Source organism: Gelidibacter sp. (assembly GCF_039916245.1).
Classification (GTDB): Bacteria; Bacteroidota; Bacteroidia; order Flavobacteriales; family Flavobacteriaceae; genus Gelidibacter.
The window spans coordinates 1-12,613 of record NZ_JBDSLS010000024.1 but is presented as its reverse complement, the minus strand read 5'-3'; the positions used below and the strand labels follow the sequence as shown (position 1 = coordinate 12,613).

Sequence of the window (12,613 nt, the reverse complement as noted above, 5' to 3'; positions counted from 1 at the left end):
TCACTTTCAGCAAACTGGATGTGGCCTTGTAAAAACGAGGGAGAAGATGCCCGACTTTATGCCGCTGTTAAAGCAGTTTCTGATTTTACAATTGATTTAGGAATCAACGTTCCAACAGGAAAAGATTCGCTTTCAATGAAGCAAAAATATCCAAACGGAGACGTTATTTCTCCAGGAACGGTGATCATTTCTGCAGCAGCAAACTGTAGCGACATTACCAAGGTGGTTGAGCCTGTTTTGAAAAGAAATTCAGGAAATATCTACTATATTAATATTTCGCAAGACGATTTTAAATTAGGAGGCAGCTCGTTCGCGCAAATTGTTAATAAAATCGGAAATGAAGCACCGAATGTAAAAGAAGCTGCTTACGTTAAAACCGTTTTCAATACCATTCAAAAACTCATCAAGGACAGCAAAATTGTTGCAGGACATGATGTGGCTTCTGGCGGATTGATCACGACCTTATTAGAAATGTGTTTTGCCGATAACAATCTGGGCGCTGAATTGGATCTTAGTGATTTAGGTGAAAAAGATTCGTTTAAAATTCTATTTGCCGAAAACGCAGGGATTGTTTTTCAAACGACTGACGCTTCCGCAGAAAAAGTTCTTACTGAGGCCAATGTAGAGTTTTTCAAGATCGGACATGTTGTTGAAGGCGATTTCCTAAGTATCATTAATGGAAGCGACGTGTTTACGATGACGGTTTCAAAATTGAGAGATATGTGGTATAAAACCTCATATCTACTTGATCAAAAACAAACAGCAAACGGCCTGGCGAAACATCGTTTTGACAATTATAAAATCCAACCGTTACATTTTAAATTCCCAGAACATTTCACAGGAAAACTAGATGATTTACTAGGTACGGTCAAGTCGCAACTTGACCCTACACGACTTGACCCTACGCGACCAAAGGCAGCCATTTTAAGAGAAAAAGGCTCCAACTCTGAACGCGAAATGGCAAATGCCATGCATCTCGCAGGATTTGAGGTCAAAGACGTTCATATGACCGACTTGATTTCTGGACGTGAAACTTTAGAGGATATTCAGTTTATCGGAGCCGTCGGCGGTTTCTCTAACTCTGATGTTTTAGGCTCTGCAAAAGGATGGGCGGGTGCATTTTTGTATAATGAAAAAGCTAATACGGCATTAAAGAATTTCTTTAAAAGAGAAGATACCCTGTCCGTAGGAATATGTAATGGCGCACAACTCTGGATGGAATTGGAGTTGGTTAATCCAGATCATGAAAGCCATGGAAAGTTGCTCCATAACAATTCTAAAAAACACGAAAGTGGCTTTACTACGGTAACGATTCAAGAAAACAACTCCGTCATGTTATCCAGCTTAGCAGGAAGCACTTTAGGGGTTTGGATTTCACATGGTGAAGGGAAATTCAATTTACCGCTTTCAGAAGACCAGTATAACATTGTTGCCAAATATGCCTATGATGCGTATCCAGCAAATCCAAATGGCTCCGATTTCAACACCGCGATGATGTCTGATAAAACCGGAAGACATTTAGTGACCATGCCACATATTGAGCGTTCTACGTTCCAATGGAACTGGGCACACTATCCAGAAGGCAGAAAAGACGAAGTTTCGCCGTGGTTGGAAGCTTTTGTTAATGCTCGAAAATGGATTGAAAAACAATAAAACAATTATTGAAATTAATATCGAAAAGGGGTTTTTATTACTAAAAACCCCTTTTTTTTGGTCCGTATTTGAAAATCCTATTTAATTTCATACTTTGCACAGACTAAACTTCATATATCCGATGACAGAAATCACCAAACTTTTTGATATCCCAAGATATCAATTGAAACATTATAATCTTGATAAAGCGTTCGTTACAAAATATGAAGGTAAGTGGCAACCTATTTCAACTCAAGAATATATCAATCAAGCCAATACTATTAGCCGTGGTTTGTTGCGTTTAGGCATCCAACCAAACGACAAAATAGCGGTAATTTCCACCAATAACAGAACCGAATGGAACGTTATGGATATCGGCATTTTACAAATTGGTGCTCAAAACACACCCATCTATCCAACCATTTCTGAGGACGATTATGAATATATCCTTAACCACTCAGAATCTATATTATGTTTTGTTTCGGACGAAGAAGTTTTAGCTAAAGTAAACGCTATAAAAGCCAACACCAAACTTAAAGAAGTGTACACTTTTGACGCTATTGCAGGTGCCAAAAGCTGGAAAGAAGTTCTCGAATTAGGAAAAGATGAGAGCAATCAACATGAGGTAGAAGCGCGAATGGCGGCTGTAAAACCAGATGACTTAGCAACTTTAATTTATACTTCCGGTACTACAGGCCAACCTAAAGGCGTGATGCTGTCACATAAAAACCTAGTCTCCAACGTGCTCGATAGTCAAAAGCGTGTACCTTTTGAAAACGGAAAGTCCAAAGCTTTAAGTTTCCTTCCAGTTTGCCATGTTTTTGAACGCATGATCTTGTACCTGTATCAATATTGTGGCGTTGAAATTTATTTTGCAGAATCCATTGAAAAGATGAGCGCAAATCTAATGGAAGTCAAACCAAACGTCATGACGGCGGTGCCACGACTTTATGAAAAAGTATATGATAAAATTGTTGCCAAAGGAAGCGAATTGACCGGCATCAAGAAAAAACTGTTCTTTTGGTCCATCGAATTAGGTCTTAAATATGAACCTTATGGCGCCAACGGATGGTGGTATGAAACCCAACTTAAATTGGCCAGAAAACTTGTTTTCAGTAAATGGAAAGAAGGTCTTGGCGGTCATTTGGATTTAATGGTTTCTGGAAGTGCCGCTTTACAACCGCGACTTACACGGACTTTCGCTGCTGCAATGATGCCTATTATGGAAGGTTACGGCTTAACCGAAACCTCTCCGGTAATATCTGTAAATGATGCGCGCAATGGTGGATTTAGAGTCGGTACGGTTGGCCGCGTCATTGACAATGTTGATGTGAAAATCGCTGAAGATGGCGAAATTCTTGTAAAAGGTCCGAATGTCATGTTGGGCTATTTTAAAGAACCTGAAAAAACAAAAGAAGTAATGTCTGGCGATTATTTCCATACGGGAGATATTGGAGAAATTGATGCTGACGGTTTTTTAAAGATTACGGATCGTAAAAAAGAAATGTTCAAAACGTCGGGAGGCAAATATGTGGCACCATCCCTTATAGAAAACGAATTAAAGCAATCGCGTTTTATTGAACAGATTATGGTGATTGGTGAAGGTGAGAAAATGCCAGCAGCATTGATTCAACCTGATTTTGAATTCATCAAAGATTGGATCAAACATAAAAACCTGGATATCAAATTAGATAATGATTCCATTGAAAGTTCGCCAATTGTATTGGACCGCATCCAAAAAGAAATAGACAAGGCCAATGAACATTTCGGAAAATGGGAACAAATCAAGAAATTTGAATTGACCCCAGATATTTGGACTATTGAAGGTGGCCATTTGACACCAACCATGAAAATGAAACGTAAGGTTATCAAAGAAATGTATAAGAATCTTATTGAAAAGATCTATAGACCGTAAACAAAAAGAGCTTCAAATTGAAGCTCTTTTTTATTTTTGCTTACCCAGTTTCTTGTCCACAATCCGCTCAAAATAATCTTGCAAAAATGCCTTACACGCTATTTCTGTGGCCTCCATTTCAGGAGTTTTATGGGCAATCAAATTATTTTCAAGGCTTTTATCATTAATGTCATAAAATCCTGTGGCCACTTTTCCATCGAAAGTGCAGATGTAATTTCCACGCAACATATGGTATTGTGCCGCATTATAATTAATTGCAAAAGGCGCTACATCATCTTTTGCAACTAAACTCCTACCCCAACTTCTAAACGGTTGATCATAGCCTATCACATCTAATAAAGTGGGATAAATATCAATTTGTTGCGCCAAATCGGTATCTGTTCCAACCAAACTACCATCTGATTTATAGAACATGATTGGTATGGCACGTCTATTAATCACTTTATTATACTCATCGTAATACACTTGATTAGGATGATCGGCAGTAATCACGAATATGGTATTATCAAACCAAGGCTCCTTTTTAGCGGCTTCAAAAAACTGCTTAAAGGCGTAATCCGTATATCCCACAGGTTGATGCATTGGAACATGTCCTTTCGGGAATTTATTCTTGTATTTTTCAGGAATTTTGAAGGGCTCATGAGAAGATACCGTAAAAACCGTGCTGAAAAAAGGTTGTTTCTTTTCATCCAAAGTCGATTTCATAAATTGTAAAAAAGGCTCATCCCAAATTCCCCAACTCCCATCAAAATCGTCGTCATTGCCATATTCTTCCATCCCATAATAATAATCAAAGCCCAGAATATTACTAAAACCTAAAAAGCCCATCGATCCGTTGGGAGCGCCATGAAAAAATGAGGTGTCATAATCCAAATCATTTAAAACCGAAACCAAACTCTGAATATCCTGATTAGAATAACTGGAAGAGGTAAATGCGTCGGCAAAAGATGGTATCCCTGCCAAAACAGAAGACATCCCATGAATAGATTTGCTTCCATTCGCAAAAGCATTCGGAAAAATAAGACTGTGCTGCGATAACGAATCTAAAAAAGGCGTGTAGCTCACGTAATTTTCAATGCCCATGTCTTTATTAAATGCACCAATATATTCCCTACCCATACTTTCGGTAATGATCACAACAATATTAGGTTTTGTAGGTGGGTTGGTATGGTACTCTTTAATCGGTTTTATGTAGAATTGAATCTCTTCATCAGAAATATTATACGCTACTTTTTTAAAGCTTTTAGTATTAAATGTTCTTATAAAAGCAAATGTAGTATTCAGAACCAAATCGGCCTGTTCCATTTTTTTTACATGCCTACTCGCATCTACTAAATTAATAGGTCGTGTGCTTTTCTTAAAATCCCCGCCTCTGATGCCTCCAACAATTAGAAGCCCAATGACGATAAAACCTATTATAGAAGATAAGTAATATACCCCATTAGAAAGTCGCTGTTTGGAAGGTGTTAGTTTAACACGTTTGTATAAGTAAATCCAAAGAATAATCACCACAATGAACAGAATATACACGTGCCAATAACTTAACATAAACCTAAAGAACATGGCTGTTTTATTGGCTTCATTCTCCAACACATCCAAAACCGACAATGTCGTTCGTGCAAAATTGAATTTGTAATAAATAAAATCAGCATAATTGAGTGCGTAAGCAATCAGGTTGGTAATAAAATAGACGTAAAACAACAGTTTTCGATACCATGAAGCCGTCGTTACCCGAAGTGGGACAATCGACAACAAAATAAAAAGACCATTAACATATAAGATCGCCGCCGTATCAAAAGCCAATCCATAATATGACAGTTTAAAAAAGTCACTTATTGAATGGACTTCCAATACCCCATAATTGTATAGAAAGAACAAAAACCGAGCAATGAAATAAAAGATATAGGCTAAAAACAGACGGTAAAGTAAAATTAAATATTCCTGCTTTCTAAAGAACAACTTCATGTAGAACAAATGTAATGTTAGTATAACTGCAAAAGTACGAATAACGCTCAAACCAATTCAGAATTGACACTCCTAATAGCAACTTTTCAACAAAAATGGCCTCTTAAAATAGCACTGATAAATAACTGCTATATACTATGCGTGCATAATAAGTTTTTGTATATTTGGAATCCTTATGAATTACAATGAAAGATAAAACCATTGATTACGTCCTTAGAACCACTTGGTTAGCGGTTGCTAAAATGTACAACGAAGAAGCCTCCAAGTTTGACAGCACCATGGCTACAGGTTTCGCGCTACTGAGCATTGATCCGGAAAAAGGCACGCCATCCACCTCTATGGGACCTAAAATGGGCATGGAAGCCACGAGCTTATCCAGAACTCTAAAAATGATGGAAGCCCGAGGATTGATTGAACGTCGACCAAATCCTGAAGACGGACGTGGGGTTTTGATTTTTCTGACCGATTTTGGAAAGAAAAAACGTGCTTATTCTAAAGAAAAAGTACTGACCTTTAATGAGGCCATTCGCAAAAATGTTACAGAAGAACAACTGAAGGGTTTTTATGAAGTTGCTGAAAAGATCAATAATTTGATTTCGAACAAAAATATATACAATCAAAAAGAAAATAGTTTATAATAATATGAGCAAGCGTAGAATAAAAAAAGTAGCCATTATAGGCTCTGGAATTATGGGAAGCGGTATTGCATGTCATTTTGCCAATATTGGCGTTGACGTATTACTTCTTGATATTATTCCGAGAGAATTGAATGATGCTGAAAAAGCTAAAGGATTGACTTTAGAGGACAAAGCCGTTAGAAACAGAATTGTCAATGACTCATTGACTACCTCTCTGAAATCAAGGCCCTCTCCTATTTACGACCAATCTTTTGCAAGCAGAATTACGACTGGTAATCTTGAAGATGACATCGCAAAGGTTAAAGATGTGGATTGGATCATGGAAGTTGTTGTAGAACGCTTGGACATTAAAAAACAGGTGTTTGAAAAACTTGAAAAACACAGAACGCCAGGTACGCTGATTACATCGAACACTTCAGGAATTCCCATTCATTTTATGAGCGAAGGCCGAAGTGAAGATTTTCAAAAGCATTTCTGCGGCACGCACTTTTTTAACCCGGCGCGTTACTTAAAATTATTTGAAATCATTCCTGGCCCTAAAACGTCTCAAGATGTTTTGGATTTCTTGAATAATTACGGCGAAAAATTCTTAGGAAAAACCTCTGTCATTGCTAAGGACACGCCTGCATTTATAGGAAACCGTATCGGAATTTTTGGTATTCAAAGTCTTTTCCATCAAGTTAAGGAAATGGATTTGACGGTTGAAGAAGTTGATAAATTGACGGGGCCTGTGATCGGTCGTCCGAAGTCGGCAACTTTTAGAACGGTTGACGTGGTTGGTTTGGACACCTTGGTTCATGTGGCCAATGGCATATATGAAAACTGCCCAGACGATGAAGCGCACGAGCTTTTTAAACTTCCTGATTTCATCAAAACGATGATAGAAAACAAATGGTTTGGTAGTAAAACTGGCCAAGGATTTTACAAAAAAGAAGGCAGCGACATTAGAACCTTAGATTTAAATACACTTCAATATCGAGATAAAAAATCGGCACGTTTTGCCACTTTAGAATTGACAAAGACGGTTGATAAAGTGATCGATCGCTTTCCGATTTTAGTCTCAGGAAAAGATAAAGCAGGAGAATTCTACAGAAAGAACTTTGCAGCCATGTTTGCTTACGTTGCCAACAGAATTCCAGAAATCACGGATGACCTCTACAAAATAGATGATGCCATGAAAGCTGGTTTTGGTTGGGAACATGGACCGTTCCAAATTTGGGATGCTATTGGTGTTGAAAAAGGAATAGAATTAATGAAAGCCGAAGGCCTAGAACCTGCGACCTGGGTTAAGGAGATGCTCGCATCTGGAAGCAAGTCTTTCTATACCATTAAAGAAGGGAATACGTTCTTTTATGACATTCCATCTAAAAAACAAGAAAAAGTACCAGGACAAGACGCCTTTATCATTTTGGACAACATCCGAAAATCGAAAGAGGTTTTCAAAAACTCAGGTGTTGTTATTGAGGATTTAGGAGACGGCATTTTAAATTGCGAGTTCCAATCTAAAATGAACACCATTGGCGGCGATGTGCTTGCGGGTTTAAACAAAGCCATCGATTTAGCCGAAAAAGATTTCGCAGGATTGGTCATTGGTAATCAAGCCGCGAACTTCTCTGTAGGTGCGAATATCGGCATGATTTTCATGATGGCTGCCGAACAGGAATATGATGAGCTTAATATGGCTATCAAATATTTCCAGGATACGATGATGCGCATGCGTTATTCGGCAATCCCAACCGTTGCTGCTCCTCACGGAATGGCACTTGGTGGCGGTTGCGAATTGTCCATGCACGCTGATAAAGTTGTTGCTGCTGCAGAAACATACATCGGACTTGTAGAGTTTGGTGTTGGTGTAATTCCCGGCGGTGGCGGTTCTAAAGAAATGGCGCTCCGTGCTCAAGATCTCTTTAGAAAAGGCGACGTGGAGCTCAACATTCTTCAAGAATACTTCTTAACGGTTGCTATGGCTAAAGTATCTACTTCGGCTTATGAAGCTTTTGATTTGGGTATTCTTCAAAAAGGAAAAGACGTGGTTGTGGTCAATAAAGACCGACAATTAGCTACGGCAAAAGCACATGCGCAATTGATGGCTGATGCGGGTTATACACAACCTGTCAAACGTACCGACATTAAAGTACTAGGAAAACAAGCTTTAGGGATGTTCATGGTAGGAACAGACGCCATGGAAGATAGTAAATACATTAGTGATCATGATAAAAAAATAGCTAATAAACTAGCTTACGTGATGGCCGGTGGCGACTTATCAGAACCAACCTTAGTTAATGAGCAATACTTATTGGATTTAGAACGTGAAGCGTTTTTGTCACTTTGTACTGAACGGAAAACTTTGGAAAGGATTCAGCATATGTTGAAGACTGGGAAACCGTTGCGGAACTAAGTATTCAGTACCAAGAATCAAGTACTAAGTACAAAGATGTTTAATCATAAATTATTTAAAATTTCTAATGCATTAAAATAGAGCCAGTTACTCTTAATACTTAATACTCATATCTAAATACTTGGCACTAACATCTTAATACCAATAACAATGCACAGATTCGAAGAGTTGAAAATATGGCAAAAAGCAATGGAAATCACTGAAAACTGCTATCGTGCTACTGAGAATTTTCCAAAGGAAGAGAAATTTGGATTGACATCTCAACTTAGAAGAAGCGCAGTATCTATTCCTTCTAATATTGCTGAAGGAGCAGGACGAAACACTAATGGAGAATTCACGCAATTTCTAGGAATTGCTAATGGTTCATCATATGAATTACTGACACAATTATATTTATCTAAAAGATTGGATTTAATAACTGAAGATAAAGTAAGACCAATTATTAATGAGGTCCTTGAAGTTACTAAAATGAATTACTCACTTCAAAGAACACTCAAAAAGTCTTAATACTTAATACTCAAAATCTTAATACAAATTATGAGCAAACAAGCTTACATAGTAAAAGCATACAGAACCGCAGTTGGGAAAGCACCAAAAGGCGTGTTCCGGTTTAAAAGAGCCGACGAATTGGGTGCTGAGACCATCCAATACATGATGAAACAATTGCCAAACCTCGATGTCAAACGAATTGATGACGTGATGGTTGGCAATGCCATGCCTGAAGGTTCTCAAGGATTAAATTTCGCGCGTTTTATCTCCTTAATTGGATTAGATAGTGTCGATGTTCCTGGGGTAACCGTCAATCGTTTTTGTTCCTCGGGAATTGAAACTATTGCCATGGCAACCGCAAAAATCCAAGCTGGAATGGCCGATTGCATTATTGCAGGAGGTGCGGAAAGCATGAGTTCGGTACCAATGACAGGTTTTAAACCAGAATTGAATTACGACATCGTAAAATCAGGTCATGAAAATTATTATTGGGGAATGGGTAATACTGCGGAAGCGGTTGCCAACCAATTTCATATTTCTCGAGAAGACCAAGATGAGTTCGCTTATCAATCCCATATGAAAGCTTTAAGAGCCCAAGCTGAAAATCGTTTTCAAGATCAGATTGTACCGATAACCGTTGATGAAACTTATGTCGATGCCAACGGCAAAAAAGCAACCCGATCTTATACGGTTACCAAGGATGAAGGTCCAAGAGCAGGTACAAATTTAGCTGCTTTAGCAAAATTGCGTCCCGTATTTGCTGCCAATGGAAGCGTGACTGCAGGAAATTCCTCGCAAATGAGTGATGGTGCTGCGTTTGTAATGATCATGAGTGAAGAAATGGTAAAGGAACTCAATTTAGAACCAATTGCACGCTTGGTCAATTATGCCGCTGTTTGTGTAGAACCTCGTATTATGGGCATTGGTCCAGTAAAAGCAATTCCGAAAGCTTTAAAACAAGCCGGATTAAAACAAGACGATTTATCATTGATTGAACTCAACGAAGCCTTTGCATCGCAATCCTTAGCTGTAATTCGAGAATTAGGCTTAAATCCAGATATTGTAAACGTAAACGGTGGTGCCATTGCATTAGGTCATCCACTCGGTTGTACAGGCGCAAAATTATCGGTGCAGTTATTTGATGAAATGCGCAAACGTGATATGCAAGGAAAATATGGAGCAGTGACCATGTGCGTTGGAACAGGCCAAGGTGCTTGTGGGATATTTGAATTTTTGAAATAGAGAGAAAAGAAAATAGAATAAAGAAAACAGACAAGAGATTATAGACTTAAAAATGGGGTTTAGAAAGCGTCATAATTACAAGAATTTAAAAATTTGGCAGTTGGGTCTAGAAATCGCAAATGACATTTCTGACTTACTCCTAGATTTTCCAAAACATGAACGTTATGATCTTTCGTCTCAAATAAGTCGATGCTCTGTTTCAGTACCAAGCAACATTGCTGAAGGTTCGGCAAAAACAGATAAATCATTTAGTAACTATCTTGATATTTCGCTCGGTTCATCATTTGAATTAGGCACTCAGCTCTTAGTAGAAAAACACAGGAAATATATAAACGAAGAAAATTTAAAAAAACTTGAAGAAAAAATAGAAGAATTCCAACGGATGGCGATGGGATTTCAAAATGGACTAAATCCATAGTCTTTTTTCTATTATCTATTTTCTCTTTTCTTAAACAAAAAAACATGGAAACACAACAAGAAAAAGAAATACTCCGAGGCGGTCAGTTCCTCGTGAAAGAAACGAAATGCGAAGACGTCTTCACTCCTGAAGATTTCAACGAAGAGCAAAAAATGATGCGCGATTCGGTTATTGAATTTAATGATCGTGAGATTATTCCGCATAGAGACCGTTTTGAAGCCAAGGATTATGCTTTGACCGAAGAAGTCATGCATAAGGCTGGAGACATGGGGTTTTTAGGAGTTTCTGTTCCTGAAGCTTATGGCGGATTAGGAATGGGATTTGTATCGACCATGATTGTATGTGAATACATTTCTAGCGGTACAGGCTCTTTCAGTACTGCTTTTGGAGCACACACGGGAATTGGAACCATGCCAATTACCCTTTATGGGACCGAAGAACAAAAACAAAAATACGTTCCTAAATTAGCCACAGGCGAATGGTTTGGTGCATATGCCTTGACAGAGCCTGAAGCAGGATCTGATGCCAATTCTGGAAAAACAACGGCTACGCTTTCTGCAGATGGCAAATCTTATAAAATCAACGGACAGAAAATGTGGATTTCCAATGCTGGTTTCTGCAACTTGTTCATCGTTTTTGCCCGTATTGAAAATGATAAAAATATCACAGGATTTATCGTTGAGAAAGATCTTAATAATGGAATTTCTTTAGGCGAAGAAGAACATAAATTAGGAATTCATGCCTCGTCTACAAGACAGGTGTTTTTTAGTGACACCGTGGTTCCCGTTGAAAACATGTTGGCGGGTCGTGGCGAAGGTTTCAAAATCGCCATGAATGCCTTGAATATTGGCCGTATTAAATTGGCCGCAGCGTGTTTGGATTCACAGAGAAGAATTACAACGATTGCACTTCAATACGCTAATGAACGTAAACAATTTAACACTCGAATTTCAGATTTCGGAGCTATCAAGTCGAAATTGGCTGAAATGGCGACCAACTGTTATGCTGGCGAATCTGCCTCATATAGGGCTGCAAAAAACATTGAAGACCGTATCGCCATGCGTCAAGCTGCCGGTAATTCGCATCAAGAAGCTGAATTAAAAGGTGTTGAAGAATACGCCATCGAATGTTCCATTTTAAAAGTTGCCGTTTCTGAAGATGTCCAACATTGTGCGGATGAAGGCATCCAAATTTTTGGTGGGATGGGCTTCTCTAAAGATACGCCTATGGAAGCTGCTTGGAGAGATGCACGTATTGCACGAATCTATGAAGGCACCAATGAAATCAACAGAATGCTTTCTGTAGGAATGTTGGTCAAAAAGGCTATGAAAGGTCATGTGGATCTCTTAGGTCCTGCTCAAGCTGTAGCTGATGAACTCATGGGAATTCCTTCTTTTGATACCCCAGATTACTCTGAGTTGTTCGCTGAAGAAAAAGAAATGATTGCTAAATTGAAGAAGGTCTTTTTAATGGTCGCAGGTTCTGCTGTTCAAAAGTATGGTCCAGAATTAGATAACCACCAACAGTTATTGTTAGCGGCTTCAGATATTCTCATCGAAATCTATATGGCTGAATCGACCCTATTAAGAACTGAGAAAAACGTCAAACGTTTTGGAGAAAAAGAGCAAGAAACACAAATAGCTATGGCAAAATTGTATTTATACAATGCCGTTTCTATCGTTGAGAAAAATGGTAAGGAAAGCATCATTTCATTTGCTGAAGGCGACGAACAACGCATGCTTTTAATGGGATTAAGACGTTTTGTGAAATATACCAATTATCCAGACATCGTCGATTTACGTAATGCTATTGCGGATAAAATAAAAGCTGAAAACAAATATTCTTTCTAAAATTTTCTGACTAACTCAAATTTTATTAACAAAAAAAGCCAATTCATTCATTTGAATTGGCTTTTT

9 protein-coding genes are annotated in these 12,613 nt (G+C 38.3%); 8 read left to right on the top strand and 1 reads right to left on the bottom strand.

Features of this window, described 5'->3' with window-relative positions; genetic code table 11:
• The coding region (locus ABIQ28_RS01435) for a phosphoribosylformylglycinamidine synthase subunit PurQ (protein ID WP_348034968.1) at nt 1–1,653 on the top strand (1,653 nt) is incomplete at its 5' end.
• 121 nt (nt 1,654–1,774) lie between these two features.
• Complete coding sequence (locus ABIQ28_RS01430; RefSeq protein WP_348034967.1) at nt 1,775–3,547, top strand: AMP-dependent synthetase/ligase; 1,773 nt, start codon at nt 1,775–1,777, stop codon at nt 3,545–3,547.
• 30 nt (nt 3,548–3,577) lie between these two features.
• Here the strand turns inward: ABIQ28_RS01430 and ABIQ28_RS01425 are convergent, their stop codons facing one another.
• Complete coding sequence (locus tag ABIQ28_RS01425) at nt 3,578–5,512, bottom strand: LTA synthase family protein (protein ID WP_348034966.1); 1,935 nt, start codon at nt 5,510–5,512, stop codon at nt 3,578–3,580.
• A gap of 185 nt (nt 5,513–5,697) precedes the next feature.
• Here ABIQ28_RS01425 and ABIQ28_RS01420 point away from each other — a divergent pair, with 185 nt between their 5' ends.
• The 6 genes from ABIQ28_RS01420 (at nt 5,698) to ABIQ28_RS01395 (ending at nt 12,547) form a co-directional block, all read left to right on the top strand.
• Nucleotides 5,698–6,150 carry a MarR family transcriptional regulator gene (locus tag ABIQ28_RS01420; RefSeq protein ID WP_348034965.1) on the top strand — a complete coding sequence of 151 codons (453 nt, stop codon included), beginning with the start codon at nt 5,698–5,700 and terminating at the stop codon, nt 6,148–6,150.
• A 4-nt stretch (nt 6,151–6,154) separates the two neighbouring features.
• Complete coding sequence (locus tag ABIQ28_RS01415) at nt 6,155–8,548, top strand: 3-hydroxyacyl-CoA dehydrogenase/enoyl-CoA hydratase family protein (RefSeq protein WP_348034963.1); 2,394 nt, start codon at nt 6,155–6,157, stop codon at nt 8,546–8,548.
• Between the two features lie 150 nt (nt 8,549–8,698).
• Nucleotides 8,699–9,055 (top strand): four helix bundle protein, encoded by a 357-nt coding sequence (locus ABIQ28_RS01410; protein ID WP_348034962.1) that lies wholly within the window; start codon nt 8,699–8,701, stop codon nt 9,053–9,055.
• Between the two features lie 30 nt (nt 9,056–9,085).
• On the top strand, nt 9,086–10,279 hold the full coding sequence (locus ABIQ28_RS01405; RefSeq protein ID WP_348034961.1) for an acetyl-CoA C-acyltransferase: 1,194 nt from the start codon (nt 9,086–9,088) through the stop codon (nt 10,277–10,279).
• 52 nt (nt 10,280–10,331) lie between these two features.
• Nucleotides 10,332–10,697 (top strand): four helix bundle protein, encoded by a 366-nt coding sequence (locus tag ABIQ28_RS01400; protein WP_348034960.1) that lies wholly within the window; start codon nt 10,332–10,334, stop codon nt 10,695–10,697.
• A gap of 44 nt (nt 10,698–10,741) precedes the next feature.
• Complete coding sequence (locus tag ABIQ28_RS01395) at nt 10,742–12,547, top strand: acyl-CoA dehydrogenase family protein (protein WP_348034959.1); 1,806 nt, start codon at nt 10,742–10,744, stop codon at nt 12,545–12,547.
• The last annotated feature ends 66 nt before the right edge of the window (nt 12,548–12,613 follow it).